This is a genomic window from Nocardioides sp. NPDC087217 (genome assembly GCF_044744805.1).
In the GTDB taxonomy this organism is placed as follows: domain Bacteria; phylum Actinomycetota; class Actinomycetes; order Propionibacteriales; family Nocardioidaceae; genus Nocardioides.
Window position 1 is genome coordinate 106,629 of the sequence record NZ_JBIUZB010000004.1, and the last position, 15,452, is coordinate 122,080.

Consider the following 15,452-nt stretch of genomic DNA (forward strand, 5'->3'; position numbering starts at 1 on the left):
GGAGGCCATGTGTCCACGTACAACCTCGCTTCGCTGCTCGAAGACTCCGCGGCGAACTATCCCGAGCGCACCGCGATCGTGCTGGGAGACATCCGTCTGAACTACGCCCAGATCAACGGTGCCGCCAACCAGGTCGCGAACCTGCTGGCGAGCAAGGGCATCGGGGCGGGCGACCGGGTCGCTCTGATGAGCCCGAACCTGCCCTACTTCACGATGGTCTACTTCGGCATCCTCAAGGCCGGGGCAACCGTCGTGCCGCTCAACGTGCTGCTCAAGGGGCGCGAGGTGGCCTACCACCTCAAGGACTCCGACGCGAAGGCCCTCTTCGCCTTCGAGGGCACGCCGGAGCTCGCCATCGGTGCCGAGGCGCACGCCGGCGCGCAGGAGGCCGGGGTCGAGAACTTCTTCCTGATCACCGTGGACCCGACCGCCGCGTCGCCGATCGAGGGCGTGACCACGCTCGGCCAGGGCATCGGGACCCAGCCGCCGACCTTCGACACCGTGGCCACCGACGAGGACGACACCGCGGTCATCCTCTACACCTCCGGCACCACCGGGCAGCCCAAGGGCGCCGAGCTGCGTCACCGCAACATGCGCGACAACGCGCTGGCCGGCGCCGACCTCTTCGGTGCCTCGGCCGAGCGGCCCGACACCTATCTCGCCGTGCTGCCCCTCTTCCACGCCTTCGGTCAGACCGTGGTGCAGAACGGCGCGATCGCCTTCGGTGGCACCGTCGTGCTGCTGCCCCGCTTCGACGCCGCTGCCGCGCTGGCGACGATGCTCAAGGAGAGCGTCACGTTCTTCGCCGGCGTACCGACGATGTACTGGGGCCTGCTCGGTGCCCTTTCCGAGGACACCGACGTGGACACGCTCGCCAAGAACCTGCGCGTCGCCGCCGCCGGTGGCTCGGCCCTCCCGGTCGAGATCCACAAGGAGTTCGAGAAGCGCTTCGGCGTCACCATCCTCGAGGGCTACGGCCTCTCCGAGACTTCGCCGGTGGCGTCGTTCTCGCTCTACGGCCAGCCGGTGCGCCCGGGCTCGATCGGCGTCCCGATCCCCGGTGTCGAGATGCGCCTGATCGACCCGGCGTCGTGGGACGACATCGAGTGGACCCCCGACGCGATCGGCGAGATCGCGATCAAGGGCCACAACATCTTCAAGGGCTACTACAACCGCCCCGAGGCCACCGCCGAGGTGCTCACGTCGGAGGGCTGGTTCCGCTCGGGCGACCTCGCCAAGCGCGACGAGGACGGGTGGTACTACATCGTCGACCGCGCCAAGGAGCTCATCATCCGCGGCGGCTTCAATGTCTACCCGCGCGAGATCGAAGAGGTCCTGCTCACCCACCCGGCGGTCTCGCTGGCCGCCGTGATTGGCGTCCCGCACGACTCCCACGGTGAGGAGATCAAGGCGGTCCTCGTGCTCAAGCCCGGCGTCTCCGCGACCTCCGAGGAGATCGTCGCCTGGAGCAAGGAGCAGATGGCGGCCTACAAGTACCCGCGCATCGTCGAGATCGTCGACGCCCTCCCGATGACCGCCACCGGCAAGATCCTCAAGCGCGAGCTCAAGTAGGACATTCCACACGCCGGCAGCAACGTAGCTCGAAGATCGCAGTCACTTGGTGGCTGCGATCTTCGAGTTTACGAGGGCCTGATCTGGGGTAGAACGGTTTCGTGGAGCACTCGGGGGACGCGAAGCAGCCGTTCGACCATGACGGCATGGTGCGACTGCGTGACGAGATCCAGGGCGGTGTCATCTCGCGGCGACAGCTGCGTGACCTGCACGCACAGGACCACGACATCCGTCGCCTCGTACGAAACCGCGAGCTCACCGCGATCCATCCGGGGGTCTACGTCGGTCACACCGGCATTCCGACCTGGGGTCAGCGGGCGTGGGCGGCGGTGCTGGCGTGCTGGCCGGCGGCACTGAGCGGGAGATCGGCGCTGCCGAAGCCGCCGGAGCGTGCGCCGATCGAGGTGATGATCCCGACGAGCCGGACGATCAGCGCGCCGGACGGCGTGATCGTTCGCCGTCGCGCACGATTCGACGGATACGTCGACTGGTCCGCCTACCCGCCCCGGCAGCTCCTCGCGGAAGCAGCGATCGACGCGGCCTCGGAGGCGGGTGGTGTCAACGAGGCGTTCGCATTGCTCGCCGACCTCGTCCGGGCCAAGGCCGTACGGGCCGCGGCACTGGTCGAAGCGTTGCGCCGTCGCCCTCGGATGCGCGACCGGCGCCTCCTCGGTGAACTGCTCGCGGATCTCAACGACGGCGCGTGCTCGGTGCTCGAGCGCGAGTACCTCCGCCGCGTCGAGCGCGCTCATGGTCTGCCCGCAGGCGAGCGACAGGTCGCCGACTCGATCGCGGGGACCCCCATCGAGCGGGACGTCATCTATGCGGCGTACGGCCTGGTAGTGGAGCTCGACGGCCGCGCATTCCATGGCAGCGCTGCCGCCCGGGATGCCGACCATGCTCGCGACCTGGACGCCACCGTCGCCCGCAACCTTCGGACCGTTCGGCTGACCTTTGGCCAGGTGCTCGGCGACCCGTGCCGGACGGCTGCTCGCGTCGGCGAGCTGCTCAGGCGTGGTGGCTGGTCAGGCGAGGTGGCGCCCTGCTCGGCGTGCCTGGCGGACTCTGCTCCATAAGCTCGAAGATCGCAGTCGCCAGGTGACTGCGATCTTCGAGTCAGGCTGGGATGAGGAGGATCTTCCCGCGCACTCCGCCGCGCTCGAGGTCGCGGTGCGCGTCGGCCGCGCCCTCGAGTGGGCGTCGGTCCGCCACGACCGGTTGTAGGTGGCCTGCGTCCACCTGCCGGGTGAGGTGTCTCAGATCGCCGGTTGACGGGTTGTTACTGAATGCCACGATCCGTCTGGACCCGTACCTCCCGCCGACGATCGTCGCGAGCGTCCGTAGTGGCTTGCGCGCATCGAGGGCCAACGCTACGAGAGTGCCGCCGGCCCGCAATCGGCGCAGCAACGGCGGAAGCTCGGTTCCGACGAGGTCGATGATCCTGTCGAACCGAGGCAGGTCCCGAATTCTCGTCGTCCGGTAGTCCACCGTTTCGTCCGCGCCCAAGGTGCGGAGCCAGTCGGCATCGCGCGCGCTCGCAAGAGTTGTGATGTGGGCGCCGTGCGCGCTGGCAAGCTGCAGGACGACGTTGCCGACACCTCCTGCGGCGCCGCGGACCAGGAGTGCCGCACCTGGCTGCAGGCCCTCGAGCGCGCGAAGGGCGGTCGTGCCCGCCGCCGGCAGCGCTGCGGCATCGACGAGGTCGATGCTCGACGGCGCTCGCGTCAACCGCTCGACTGGCACGATCAACTGCTCGGCGGCAGCCCCGAAGGTGCCGTGGGGCATGACTCCCCAGACGTGGTCACCGACCGTGACGTGGTCCACGCCGGCACCGATCTGCGCGACCGTACCGGAGAAGTCGACCCCGGTCCCCGAAGGAAGCGGTCGGCGCATGACGAGGCGATAACGCCCGGCGCGGATGGCCGGTTCTCCACCAGCGACCCCTGCCGCTGCTACGTCGACAAGGACCTGCCCCGGGGCCGGGTCGATGACGGGGACATCGTCGACGACGAGCACGTCAGGCCCGCCGTAGCTATGAAATCGGACGGTACGCATGGTGTTGCCTTTCGAGGCGATAGGCACCGGGAAGGATCCCGCTGCGGGAGTGGTTGCATCCGGAGAACGGGAGACCCTTCGGCGACGACTCCCGATAGGAGCGAAGTGAGCCAGTCCGGGCGCGAGCCAGGTCAGATCAGGCGCGTCGACGCGCGCCGCAACCGGGCCGTCGTCATCGAGGAGGCCCGCCGACTCGCGCTGCTGGGCGAGCGAGTGACCATCCCTCGTGTAGCCACAGGAGTCGGGCTCGGTGCGGCGACGGTGAAACGTCACCTAGGCGACCGGCGACAGATGGAACAGGCCGTGGCTGACCGCAGCGCCGCGTTGCTGTGGACGGAGATCGTCAAGGCCGAACGGATCCAGGATCCGCTGGATCGGTTGGGGACCATCCTTCGGATCCTCGCCAATGCCCAGGCCGATGCCCGTTGCGTCCCCACCGGCGAGCAGGTCGAGGTGGCCACACGATGGCGTGCCCGCGTGATCGCCGTTGCCGAGAAGGCCTTCCTGCAGGCTTCGGGTGCCGGTCTTCTGCGGCCCGACGCCCGCCCGATCGAGCTGACGACTCACCACGAGATCGTGCAGGCTCTGGTCGCCGGGGGAGGATCGCGGATGCTCGCACAGCAAGCGGTGACTCAGCTGTTACGGGCGCTCAAGCGCTAGTTCGCCGGTCCGGAAGGCGAGCATCGGCCGGGAGGTGGCACCGACCGCGGCGAGGGCGAGCAGGCAGGTGATGCCGCCGCTGACCAGGGCGAACGAGCCTGAGGTGAGCTCGGCGACGGCGCCGCCGCGAAGGTTGCCGACCTCCGGCCCACCGGCGCCGACGATCATCTCGATCGCGGCGGTCCGGCCGCGCAGGTCGTCGGGCACCGCGAGCTGGATCAGCGTCCCGCGGGTGACGACGCTGACCGAGTCGGCGGCTCCGGCGACCGCGAGCAGGGCGAGGCACAGCCACGGTGAGGTGACCAGCCCGACGGCGCCGAGGCTGGCGCCCCACACGGCGGCGGCGCCGATCGTGATCAGTCCCGGCCGGCTGCGTCTGGTGAACGAACCCGAGAAGAGAGAGGCAGCCACGCCGCCGACGGCGATCGCGGTCAGGAACAGCCCGAGGGTGCGTGGGTCTCCGCCGAACAGGGCCTCGTTTACCAGCGGAAACAGGCTGACCGGCATGGCCAGGACGGTGGCCGCCAGGTCGACGAGGAGCACACCGCGTACGACCGGCTGGGTGGCCGCGAAGCGCAGGCCCTCGAGGATGCCGCCGCCGGTCGTCCTCGTCGCGGGCGCGAGGGCGGGGAGGCCGATGACACCGAGGAACCCGGCGGCGAAGGAGGCCGCGTCGACGGCGTACGCGATCTCGAGGCCGGCGTATCCGATGATCATCCCGCCCAGCGCCGGGCCGAGGAGCATCGAGCCCTGGAAGCTCAGCCGGTTGAGGGCGAGCCCGGCGGCGACCTGGTCGGTGGCGAGCAGCCGTGGGATCACTCCCATGCCCGCTGGGGCGGCGACCGAGCCCGCGGCGGCCATCAGCGCGACCAGCACCAGGACGAACCCGAGCGAGGATGGCGAGGTGCCCAGCCAGAGGGCCTGCGCCATCAGCAGCAGCGCCAGCACGAGCTGCGTGAGGTTGGTGGCCAGCAGGATCGAGCGCCGGTCCGCGCGGTCGGCCACCGCACCGCCCCAGAGCCCGATCGTGAGCATCGGGAGGAGCTGCGCGAGCGCGACGCTGCCGGACCAGAACGGGCTGTGGGTGGCCTCCCAGACCTGGTACATCACAGCGACCACGGTGATCTGCCCACCGAGCCCCGACACCGCCCGACCGATGAAGAAACGGCGGAAAGCGGGAGACGTACGCAACGGGGTGATGTCGATCAGCAGCTGGCGCACGAGCAGCGATCGTAAAGACCGGATCGGGAGGGTGCCAACGGTTTAGGTGAGCGGCGTATGGCCCACCTAGACTGCAGCCATGCCTCGCGTTGTCGTCGACGTCATGCCCAAGCCCGAGATTCTCGACCCGCAGGGGAAAGCCGTACTCGGCGCCCTGCCGCGGCTCGGGTTCACCGGGGTCACCGAGGTCCGTCAGGGCAAGCGGTTCGAGCTGGAGATCCCCGAGGTCACCGACGACGCGCTCGCCCAGATCGAGAAGCTGGCCGAGACCTTCCTGGCCAACACGGTGATCGAGAACTACGTCGTGCGCGTGGAAGAGACCGCGAAGTGAAGATCGGCGTCATCACCTTCCCGGGCACGCTCGACGACGTCGACGCGCAGCGCGCCGTCCGAGTCGGCGGCAACGAGGCCGTTGCGCTGTGGCACGGCGACCACGACCTGCAGGGCGTCGACGCGGTGATCCTGCCGGGCGGCTTCTCCTACGGCGACTACCTGCGCTGCGGTGCCATCTCCCGCTTCGCGCCGATCATGACCGAGGTCATCGAGGGCGCTCAGAAGGGCCTGCCGGTGCTCGGCATCTGCAACGGCTTCCAGATGCTCGTCGAGTCCCACCTGCTCCCCGGCGGCCTGCTGCGCAACGACCACCTCAAGTTCATCTGCCGCGACCAGAAGCTGCGCATCGAGAACACCTCGACCGCCTGGACCTCCGCCTTCACCCAGGACCAGGAGATCGTGGTCCCGCTGAAGAACGGTGAGGGGCAGTACGTCGCCGACGCCGACACCATCAAGCGGCTCGAGGACGAGGGCCGCGTCGTCGCGCGCTACCTCGACGTGAACCCCAATGGCTCGGTCAACGACATCGCCGGCATCGCCAACGAGACCGGCAACGTCGTCGGCCTGATGCCCCACCCCGAGCACGCCGTGGAGACCCTCACCGGCTCCGGCACCGACGGGCTCGGCTTCTTCACCTCGCTGGCTGAGAAGGCCTTCGCCTGAGGCTGTTCCACCGCCTTGATGAAGGAACGCATCAGCGGCCGCGGGACAGGTCGTACCAGGTGACGGCCGTGGCCATGCCGTCGGGCGTGCGCCCGAGCCGCCGCTGATAGGCGACCAGGCCTACGTGGGTGTTCCAGTCGAGGACCCCGGTGACCTTGACCCGCTCCTCGGTTCGAGTGGTGGAGTTGAGCGCGCGCTGGAGGTCGCGGACCTGGTCACCGGCGGAGCCGCGCTTCAGGATCGGGTGCCGGTTGGCGGCCCACAGCGTCTTCCAGGCGCCTCGGGTCCACAGGTCGCGGACGGCCAGGCCGTGGCTGCGCTGCCAGTTGTGAACAGCGGCGCGCAGCGCTGTGCCGTAGTAGCCGCTCATCACGCCGTCGAAGGTGCCGCGGGTGCTGAGCATGCACTTGAGCGCCATCACGTACGCCGCGGGAGGCGTGTAGGTCGACGTCGCCGGACGGAGATCGGGGTAGTAGTCGAAGTCGACGCGTACGCCACCGCACCGGACCACCGGCGGGGCGTAGGAGCCGCGGCCGACGTCGAGATAGTCGGAGTCGATGTTGATCGTGACGCCGCCGTGGGTCTCGTCGTGGCCGCCGCGGTACTGCTTGACGCGGTCGTGGTCGCTCCACACCGAGTCCGGGATGTACGTCGTCGAGGTGTTCGCCTTGCCGTCCCAGTCGGCGATCCACAGATCCGAGGGGAAGGTGAACCCGCTCGGCTGGGCGCGCCAGACGTCGTAGATCGCCTTGATCCCCGACGAGGCGCTGGAGTACATCGCCGAGCGGTAGCCGAGCACCTTGATCCGGTAGCTCCACGCCGAGATGAACCACATCGCCGACTCGCGGCAGGCCCGGTTGGTGATGTCGAAGGCCTCGAGGTCGTAGAACATCGTGCTGCCGGCCGCGATCCCGTAGCCCTTGGCGGCCGTGATCGCCGTGTTGGCCTCGTTGATCGCCTGACGCCTCGCCGCCGCGTACCCGTCGGCCGGGTCAGGGTTGATCTTCGGGTCGTCGCCGTAGCGGGGATAGCGCGGGTTGCACGATGCCTGCGGGCCGAGCGTGATCGGCAGGAGCCGCCAGCCGCGGGCCTGCTGGTTGCGCACCCAGGTGGCCGAGAGGTGCGTCTGGGTGCGGCAGGCACGCGACCTGCCGGAGATGTAGATGCCCACGCCCGTGAAGTTCGAGGTCCTCCACCACTGGTCCATCGAGGTCTGCGACGGCGCCTGGCACTGGTCGAAGCCGAAGCCGGTGAAGTTGCCCGGAGTGACCGGGTTGGCAGCCGTCGCGGGGCCGGCCGAAGCCAGCCCCGCGACGACCAGGATGCTTGCGATGACGCCGGCGCCGAGTGCTCGCCGGGTGCGCCTGAAACTGATACCCCCCATGGTTCATGGGAGCACCGGGAAACCCCTCGCGCCATAGCCCAGGTGACTCATGCCGCGAGCCACCCGTACGTGATGATTCAGTCGACCTCGACCGCTGCTCGTCCGGTGGCGAACGAGCGGGTTCCGAACGGTCGGCGGATCACCACGCTCAGCGAGGCGATGATGCCGAGCGCGCCCAAGGCGGCCGCGGCATAGAAGGCCTCGCGCATCCCCGGTACGACCTCGCCGGGGGTGCCGTTGGCGACGTAGACCGAGGCGATCACGGCCAGCCCGATCGAGCCGCCGAGCTGCTGCATCGTCTGCACCAGACCCGAGGCCGAGCCGGCGTGGGCGGCGTCGACACCTTCCAGGCCGAGAGCCGTGGTGGAGGTGAAGACGAGGGAGGCGAAGGCGCCGTTGAGGAGGAATGGAGCCAGCACGGCGCCGGCGTACGTGCTCGTCTCCGTCAGCGTGCTCAGCCACACGAACGACAGGGTGAGGCCGGTGGCGCCCAGGACCAGCACCCGCGACATCCCGATCCGGGCCGCGATCCGAGGCGCCACCCGGGACACCGCGAAGATCATCAGCGTCAGTGGCAGGAACGCCAGCCCGGAGGCGAGCGGCCCCATGCCGAGCACGCCCTGCAGGTAGATCACGGTCAGGTAGAACGTCGCGAACTGAGCCCCGACCAGCCCGACCGCGGCAATGAACGCGGCGACGCGGCGGTGGCTGTTGAAGAGGTGGAGCTGCAGCAGCGGGTGGGCGACCCGGCGCTCGGTGAGCACGAGGGCGACCAGCAGGAGCAGGCCGACCGCGATTCCGCCGAGAGTGCGCGCGGAGGTCCAGCCGTGCTCCGGGGCGCCGATCAGCGACCAGACGATCGCGGCCGCACCACCGGTCGCGGTCACGGCGCCGACGATGTCGAAGCGCCCCGGTCGCGGCGCCGTCTCGGCGACGAGACGGCCGACGAGGGCGAGCACGACGAGCCCGATCGGTACGTTGATGAACAGCGTCCAGCGCCACGACGCGATGTCGGTCAGGATGCCGCCGAGGATCAGCCCGATCGAGGCGCCGCTAGAGGAGACCGCGGAGAAGAGCGCGATCGCCCGGGCCCGGCCGCCCTCGTCCTTAGCGGACGTGGTCAGCAGGGCGAGCACCTGGGGTGCGGCGATCGCGGCGCCGAAGCCCTGGAGGGCGCGGGCGATCACCAGCAGGTCGTCGGTCGGCGCGAGTCCGCCGGCCAGTGAGAAGAGGGTGAAGACGGAGAGGCCGGCCACGAACACGCGCCGCCTGCCGAAGACGTCGCCGAGGCGACCGCCGAGCAGGAGGAGCCCGCCGAAGGCGAGCGTGTATCCGTTGAGCACCCAGGTGAGGGCGGCCGGAGTGAATTCGAGGTCGTCGGCGATCCGGGGGAGCGCGACGTTCACGACCGCCGCGTCGAGGACGATCATCAGCTGGGCGATCAGGACCAGGGCGATCCCGGCGCCGGCGGCCTTGGTGGCCGCGGGTGGCTTGGGTGGTGCCACGGTGGATGTCATGCGAGAGCTCCTGTTGGAGACGGAGAAGGAGTACAGTGAAGCGGAGGAAGTCTCCGCTTGATGAAGACACTACCGGAGAGTGTCTCCGGTTAGCAACGCATTTAGTTGCTGTGGCGGAGGCTGCTGTTAACCTGAGGCGCCCGCAGCGAGGCGGGAGCCACTGAGGAGGTCCGGATGAGAGCCGACGCGCAGCGCAACCGCGAGCGGCTGATCGAGGTCGCCCACGCGGTGTTCAAGGAGCGCGGTCTCGACGCACCTCTGGACGAGGTGGCTCGGCGTGCGGGTGTCGGTCCCGGCACTCTCTACCGCCACTTCCCGACCCGCGAGGCGCTCCACGAGGCGATCATGGCCACCTGGATCGAGGAGGTCGCCGCCCACGTCGAGAAGGCGATGGCGACCGAGGGCGGGTGCCGGGAGAAGCTCCTCGCCTGGTTCGAGGAGTACGTCTCGCTGCTGACCCGCCACCAGGGCGCCGCCGCCAAGATCACCGCCTCCCTGGGCTGCCAGGACTCCCCGCTGCGCACCAAGTGCCAGACCTACGCCGACGCCAACGAGAGCGTCCTGAAGGAGATGGCAGAGCACGGCGTGCTCCGCGAGGGTGTCGACAACCTCGACGTGTGCCGTCTCCTCGGCGGCGTCGCGACCATGGCCGACCACTCCTCGCTCGAGGCCAAGGACGTACGTCCCATGCTCGATGTCATCGCGAACGGCGTCCTCAAGAACTGACCTCGCCTGGGGCACACTGGGCATATGTCCTTCACCTCGCCGGTCAGCGGCCCGCAGAGCCCGCTGAAGCTGGAGTTTCCCCAGTCGCTTGCGACCTATGACGACTACGCCGCCGCGCAGAAGACGGTCGACTTCCTCTCCGACAAGGAGTTCCCGGTCGAGAACTGCATGATCGTCGGCACCGAGCTGAAGCAGATCGAGCGGATCACCGGCCGGCTCACCTGGAGCAAGGTCGCCCTCGCCGGCGTCCTCTCCGGCGCCTGGCTCGGTGTCTTCGTCGGCCTGATCATGTCGCTCTTCGGCAACGAGAACTTCCTCTTCATCCTGCTGTCGACGGTGCTGCTCGGTGTCGTCTTCGGCCTCATCTGGTCGATGATCGGCTACGCCGCCACCCGCGGCACCCGCGACTTCTCGAGCGTCAAGGTCATCGTGCCGACCAAGTACGAGGTCCTCGTCGAGCACAAGGTCGCCGCCCGTGCCCGTGAGCTCCTCGCCGACCTCCCGGGTGCCCTCCCCAACCCGTTCTCCTGACGGGGCACCCTTCTCCTGTGTCTCGGATCGTGAGATAGGCGCGGCGTTCGCGTGTAGTCACGCGTGTTCCGGGGAAGAACTCCGATGGAGAAGGAGGCCCCGATGTCATCTCAGATCAACGTACGTCCCGCCGAGCTCGTCAGGCTCGCCGACCGCTGCATCGACTGGGCGATGGACCTGACCGGTGCGACCACGGACAACGCCGGCGCCCTCGTGGTCGCCTCACGCGACGCCGGCAACACCCAGGGCGGCTACGACACCATGGCTGCCCATGGGCCGCTGGTCGAGGCCGCGTCCAGCGCGCTCGAGTCGTTCGCGGCCGTCTTCGAGGCGGACGCCGACGCTCTCATGCTGTGCGCGTTCGACATCTCCGCGACCGACGAGGAGATCGCCCGGGCCGCCCAGTCGAGCAACTCGCTGGAGCCGGGTCCGACGCCGCGGCCTCCGGAGCCGACCCCGGGGCCGCAGCCGCCTTCACCCACTCCGAGCCCGTCACCGGGCCCGACCCCGACCCCGCGCTGAGAGGCACCGAGATGTCCGAAGGCACCTGGAAGCTGTGGGACGATGCGGCGTCGATCGACGACGCCTCGCGTGGCTGGACCTCGATCGCGAAGGCGCTCGACAGCGTCACCGAGGCGTTCATCAGCGGCTCCAAGGACGTCGTCGCCGACTGGGAGGGACAGACGGCCGAGTCCTACGAAGGGCATCGCAAGACGCTCCTGACCGACCTCGACACGGCGCGCGAGCTCGCCGACAAGGCGTCCTCGGCGACGGCCCGGATCGCCGGCACCGTACGCATCGCCCAGGGCCACCTCGACCAGTCCTGGGCGACGGTGGCCCACATCCCGCACCAGGGCAGCCCGTCGGGCGACATCCGGTTCGAGCCCGAGACCCCCGATGACAGCAAGCTGGTCACCGACGCCATCGCGCGTGCCTCCGAGCTCCGGACCGGCCTCGATCGCGACCTCAGCGCCGACCGGCAGGTGCTGGTCGACACCACCGCTGCCTGGCGGGGGCTGTCGACGCGCATGGCGGCGATCGCCGAGTCCGGACAGGACCCGTTCCATCTCCCCGCCGACGTCGACTCGGTCGGCATGATCAACGTCGACGGAAAGACCTACATCAACACCGGCAGCGGCGACGACGTGGTCACGGTCGGGATCAACCCACTGACCGGAAGGCAGGTCGTCACCGTCAACGGCCAGATGTACGACGTGCCTCCCGGCAACGAGATCGTCATCCGCGCAGGCGAGGGCAACGACGAGATCAACGTCCCGCAGGGCACCAACGTCAACCTCTCGCTGCTCGGCGGCAGAGGTGATGACCGGCTCAACGGCGGCAGCGGGAGCGACCGCATCCTCGGTGGCCAGGGCCGCGACCACGTCTTCGCCGGTGACGGCGACGACCGGGTCTCAGGCGGCACCGATCGCGACTACATCGACGCCCAGGGTGGCAACGACCTTGCCACCGGGGCGGGTGGCGACGACACCGTCTACGGCATGGCCGGAAACGACCGGATCAGCGGTGGTCGCGGCCAGGACTACCTCGAAGGGGCCGATGGCGACGACCTGCTCGTCGGCGGCGACGGCAACGACATCGCCTCCGGCGGCGATGACAACGACCGGATCCACGGCGGCGCCGGCGATGACGTGACGTACGCCGGGCGGGGGACCGACACCACCTACGGTGGCTCGGGTGACGACAAGGCCCACAGCGAGTCCGGCGACACCGACGAGGACGTCGAGCAGCACGTGACGGTCCAGATCACCGAGGTCCCGGAGTGGATCAAGATCGAGGGTTCGCCGGAGTTCGTCGCCCGCACCCGCGCGGACCTCGAGATGCTGGCCGCGTCGCCGACCGGGCAGCAGATGCTCGCCGCGTTGGACCGGAGGCACGACGACTCGGGCGTGTTCGGGATCGGGCAGGAGAACCTGACCATCCGCGAGTACGTCGGTGACACACCGAACAGCTCGGCGTCCAACGGACCGATGGGCGGCAACGAGATCGAGTACATGCCGGACATCGACACGATGAACACCGGCAACCGTGCTCCCCAGACGCCCGTCGACGGCCCGCCGGTGGCGGTGCTCTACCACGAGATGGCGCACGTCTACGACTACATGCACGACACGCTCGAGCCCGGCGAGTATCACGGCGACGACCCCGAGAACCAGGGGACGAACAACCGTGAGCGTGAGGCTGCCGGTCTTCCCGTCGATCACGACAACGACCCCAGCACGCCGGAGCAGATCGACCCGGACCACCCGTACGTCTACACCGAGAACGGGCTCCGCGACGAGATGGGAGCTCCGCACCGTGACCACTACTAGGTTGATGCTCCTGGCATCGCTGCTGGCGGGAGGTCTGGTGATGAGCGGCTGCGCGAAGGTCCCGGAGGGGGAGCGTGAGATCGAGGGGGTGCGCTTCGAGTCCGAGGTCGCCCAGACGGGCGGCGCGCTCGAGGTCAGCTATCGGGTGGTCAACGACGCGGATACCGACGTCTACGTGGTCGACTCGGTGCCGACGTACGCCAATGGGGCGCTGCAGACGGCGTCGGCCGACACCGTCTACGTCCTGGGCAGCGGCGGGAGCCGAGCCGAGGTCAGCAAGCGGATCTTCGCGCTGCCCGACGACAAGGACTTCGCGCAGATGCCGGCGGTCGGTTGGGTCAAGCTCGCGGCGGGCGAGGAGATGAAGCGGAACGTACGCGTGCCGTTGCCGCTCGAGGAGTATCGACCGTTCGACGACGACTCCGTCCCGGAGCTCCCGGACCCGGTCGAGGAGGTCGTCTTCTGCATCGGCGTACTCGACCTCCGCGACCTCTATCCGGAGGGCGTCCCGGCCGACGTGACCGGTCTCGCCCACTCCGACTCGGCAGCCGAGTCCCAGCAGATCTTCTGCTCCGATCCAGCATCCCTGGACTGATGACGCGCGTCGGCGTACTCGTGGTGGCGCTGCTGATGTCTCTCGGCGGGTGCGCCGAGGACTCCCCCTACGGCGAGTTCGGTCCGTCGGGCTCGGCGTCGGCGCCGGAGGCGAGGTTCGATGCCGAGGTGAGGGTCCGGGACAACGAGGTGCAGGTGGCCTACCGGTTCGCCAACGACGGTGACGAACCACTGCTGCTCATCAACCGGCCCGGGGTCGCGGCGGGCGCCGGCGTCCGCTACCGGGAGGAGGCGGCGTACGTGACAGAGGACGCCGACGGCGGGGCATTGCTTTCACAGGCGCTGTTCGGCTTTCCGGACACCGACCAGACCTGGGCGTCGATCCCGAGGGACGTCGATGAAGTCAGGTTCTGCCTCGGTGTGGTCACCCCGCCCTTCCCCGAGTCGATGACGCCGCGAACCGAGGAGGACGGGACCAGGATCGTCGGCCACGCGAGCGCCAAGCAGCACCTGTACTGCTCGGAGTCAGCGGCCGTGGGCTAGGTCGTACCAGGTCACCTCGGTGGCCATGCCGTTCGCGGTGCGGCCGAGACGCTTCTGATAGGCGACGAGGGCGACCTGGGTGTTCCAGTCCAGGACGCCGGTGATCTTCGGACGCTCGGGCGCGGAGGTGGCGCTGAGGGCGCGCTGGAGGTCGCGGACGCTCTCGCCGGCGGAGCCGCGCTTGAGGAGCGGGCGGCTGTTGGCGGCCCACAGCGTCTTCCAGGCGCCCTGCGTCCAGGTCTTCCTCACCGTCAGGCCGTGCGAGCGCTGCCAGGCGTTGATCGAGCTCACCAGCCCTCGGTCGTACGTCCCGTCGATGGCGCCACCGAAGTTTCCACGCTCGCGGAGCATGCACTCGAGCGCCTTGGTGTAGATCGGCGAAGGAGTGTAGGAGCTGGTGCGCGGCCTCAGGGCGGGATAGCTGGTGAAGCTGACCGGCACGCCGCCGCAGTGGGTCACCGGCCGCGCGTAGGAGCCCCGGCCGAGGTCGACGAAGTTGGAGTCGATCTCGATGGTGGTGCCGCCGTGGGTCTCCTTGTGCGGGCCGCGGTACTGCTTGACGCGCTTGTGCGGGTTCCAGGGGGTGTCCGGGATGTAGCGGGTCGAGGTGCCGGCGCGGCCGTCCCAGTCGGCGATCCACAGATCCGCGGGGTAGACGAAGCCGCGCGGCTGGGCGTGCCAGACGGCGTACATCGCCTTGATGCCGGAGGACGCGCTCGAGTACATGCTCGGTCGGTAGCCGAGCGCCTTGATCCGGTGGCTCCAGGCCGAGACGAACCACATCGCCGACTCACGGCAGCGCTTGTTGCCGATGTCGAAGCCCTCGAGGTCATAGAACATCGTGCTCCCGGCGGCGATGCCGTAGCGCTTGGCGGCGTCCACGGTCGCGTTGGCCTGGTTGATGCCCTGGCGCTTCGCCGTGGCGTACTGGTTGGTCGAGTTGGCGCTGATCCGCGGGTCGTCGCGGTAGCGCGGGAAGTGCGGGTTGCAGGATGCCTGCGGGCCGAGCGTGATCGGCAGCAGTCGCCAACCACGCGCCAGCTGGGTGCGCACCCAGGTCGAGCTGAGGTTGGTCTGGTTGCGGCAGCCGCGCGAGTTCCCGGCGATGTAGATGCCGACCGCGCCGAAGTTCGAGTGCCTCCACCAGCGGTCCATCGCCGTCTGCGGAGGAGCCTGGCACTGGTCGAAGCCGTAGCCGGTGAAGTTGCCCGGCGTGACCCGGTTCGCGGCGGCCGCGGGGCTGGGCATTGCCAGCCCCGCGACGCCGACGACGCCCGAGATCAAGCCCGCGCCGAGCGCCCGTCTGACGTACTTGAACCTGGTGAAGTCCCCCATATTTCGTCACGGTAGTCACAACCGTCA

The 15,452-nt window shown here is 69.2% G+C and carries 16 protein-coding genes; 11 read left to right on the forward strand and 5 right to left on the reverse strand.

The window, feature by feature from the left end; all coding sequences use genetic code 11:
- Positions 1–9 precede the first annotated feature (9 nt).
- Both ACIO3S_RS18590 and ACIO3S_RS18595 read left to right on the forward strand, forming a co-directional pair.
- On the forward strand, positions 10–1,572 hold the full coding sequence (locus ACIO3S_RS18590; protein ID WP_400466696.1) for a long-chain fatty acid--CoA ligase: 1,563 nt from the start codon (positions 10–12) through the stop codon (positions 1,570–1,572).
- Between the two features lie 101 nt (positions 1,573–1,673).
- Entirely contained in the window at positions 1,674–2,648 is a 975-nt protein-coding gene (locus ACIO3S_RS18595; RefSeq protein WP_400466698.1) for a hypothetical protein, read from the forward strand.
- A 40-nt stretch (positions 2,649–2,688) separates the two neighbouring features.
- Here ACIO3S_RS18595 and ACIO3S_RS18600 read toward each other — a convergent pair whose 3' ends face one another.
- Positions 2,689–3,627 carry an NADP-dependent oxidoreductase gene (locus ACIO3S_RS18600; protein WP_400466701.1) on the reverse strand — a complete coding sequence of 313 codons (939 nt, stop codon included), beginning with the start codon at positions 3,625–3,627 and terminating at the stop codon, positions 2,689–2,691.
- 105 nt (positions 3,628–3,732) lie between these two features.
- Between ACIO3S_RS18600 and ACIO3S_RS18605 the strand changes: the two genes are divergently transcribed.
- Positions 3,733–4,287: a hypothetical protein gene (locus ACIO3S_RS18605; RefSeq protein ID WP_400466703.1), complete on the forward strand. Its 555-nt coding sequence runs from the start codon at positions 3,733–3,735 to the stop codon at positions 4,285–4,287.
- Here the strand turns inward: ACIO3S_RS18605 and ACIO3S_RS18610 are convergent.
- Entirely contained in the window at positions 4,267–5,508 is a 1,242-nt protein-coding gene (locus ACIO3S_RS18610; protein ID WP_400466706.1) for an MFS transporter, read from the reverse strand. The two genes, ACIO3S_RS18605 and ACIO3S_RS18610, sit on opposite strands and share 21 nt — an antisense overlap.
- Before the next feature lie 79 nt (positions 5,509–5,587).
- On the opposite strand from ACIO3S_RS18610, the gene purS reads away from it, so the two are divergent.
- Positions 5,588–5,839: a phosphoribosylformylglycinamidine synthase subunit PurS gene (gene purS / locus ACIO3S_RS18615; RefSeq protein ID WP_160026681.1), complete on the forward strand. Its 252-nt coding sequence runs from the start codon at positions 5,588–5,590 to the stop codon at positions 5,837–5,839.
- Positions 5,836–6,504 carry a phosphoribosylformylglycinamidine synthase subunit PurQ gene (gene purQ, locus ACIO3S_RS18620; RefSeq protein WP_400466710.1) on the forward strand — a complete coding sequence of 223 codons (669 nt, stop codon included), beginning with the start codon at positions 5,836–5,838 and terminating at the stop codon, positions 6,502–6,504. The genes purS and purQ overlap by 4 nt, the downstream gene beginning before the upstream one ends.
- 31 nt (positions 6,505–6,535) lie before the next feature.
- Here purQ and ACIO3S_RS18625 read toward each other — a convergent pair whose 3' ends face one another.
- Positions 6,536–7,888, reverse strand: a complete 1,353-nt coding sequence (locus ACIO3S_RS18625) for a glycoside hydrolase domain-containing protein (protein ID WP_400466713.1) — start codon at positions 7,886–7,888, stop codon at positions 6,536–6,538.
- Between the two features lie 77 nt (positions 7,889–7,965).
- Positions 7,966–9,405, reverse strand: coding sequence for an MFS transporter (locus ACIO3S_RS18630; protein WP_400466717.1), 1,440 nt, complete (start codon positions 9,403–9,405; stop codon positions 7,966–7,968).
- A 174-nt stretch (positions 9,406–9,579) separates the two neighbouring features.
- Here ACIO3S_RS18630 and ACIO3S_RS18635 point away from each other — a divergent pair, with 174 nt between their 5' ends.
- The 6 genes from ACIO3S_RS18635 (at position 9,580) to ACIO3S_RS18660 (ending at position 14,090) form a co-directional block, all read left to right on the forward strand.
- The gene (locus ACIO3S_RS18635; protein ID WP_160026684.1) at positions 9,580–10,131 is read left to right on the forward strand and encodes a TetR/AcrR family transcriptional regulator; all 552 of its coding nucleotides are present in this window, start codon (positions 9,580–9,582) and stop codon (positions 10,129–10,131) included.
- 24 nt (positions 10,132–10,155) lie between these two features.
- A complete protein-coding gene (locus ACIO3S_RS18640) occupies positions 10,156–10,662 on the forward strand; it encodes a general stress protein (protein ID WP_400466720.1) in 507 nt (168 codons plus the stop codon).
- A 102-nt stretch (positions 10,663–10,764) separates the two neighbouring features.
- Positions 10,765–11,184 carry a hypothetical protein gene (locus ACIO3S_RS18645; RefSeq protein WP_350841963.1) on the forward strand — a complete coding sequence of 140 codons (420 nt, stop codon included), beginning with the start codon at positions 10,765–10,767 and terminating at the stop codon, positions 11,182–11,184.
- 11 nt (positions 11,185–11,195) lie between these two features.
- Positions 11,196–12,992, forward strand: coding sequence for a M91 family zinc metallopeptidase (locus tag ACIO3S_RS18650; protein WP_400466724.1), 1,797 nt, complete (start codon positions 11,196–11,198; stop codon positions 12,990–12,992).
- Positions 12,979–13,587, forward strand: coding sequence for a hypothetical protein (locus ACIO3S_RS18655; protein ID WP_400466727.1), 609 nt, complete (start codon positions 12,979–12,981; stop codon positions 13,585–13,587). The genes ACIO3S_RS18650 and ACIO3S_RS18655 overlap by 14 nt, the downstream gene beginning before the upstream one ends.
- Positions 13,587–14,090: a hypothetical protein gene (locus ACIO3S_RS18660; RefSeq protein WP_400466730.1), complete on the forward strand. Its 504-nt coding sequence runs from the start codon at positions 13,587–13,589 to the stop codon at positions 14,088–14,090. The genes ACIO3S_RS18655 and ACIO3S_RS18660 overlap by 1 nt, the downstream gene beginning before the upstream one ends.
- Here the strand turns inward: ACIO3S_RS18660 and ACIO3S_RS18665 are convergent.
- Positions 14,073–15,425 (reverse strand): glycoside hydrolase domain-containing protein, encoded by a 1,353-nt coding sequence (locus tag ACIO3S_RS18665; protein ID WP_400466733.1) that lies wholly within the window; start codon positions 15,423–15,425, stop codon positions 14,073–14,075. The two genes, ACIO3S_RS18660 and ACIO3S_RS18665, sit on opposite strands and share 18 nt — an antisense overlap.
- Positions 15,426–15,452: the final 27 nt, after the last annotated feature.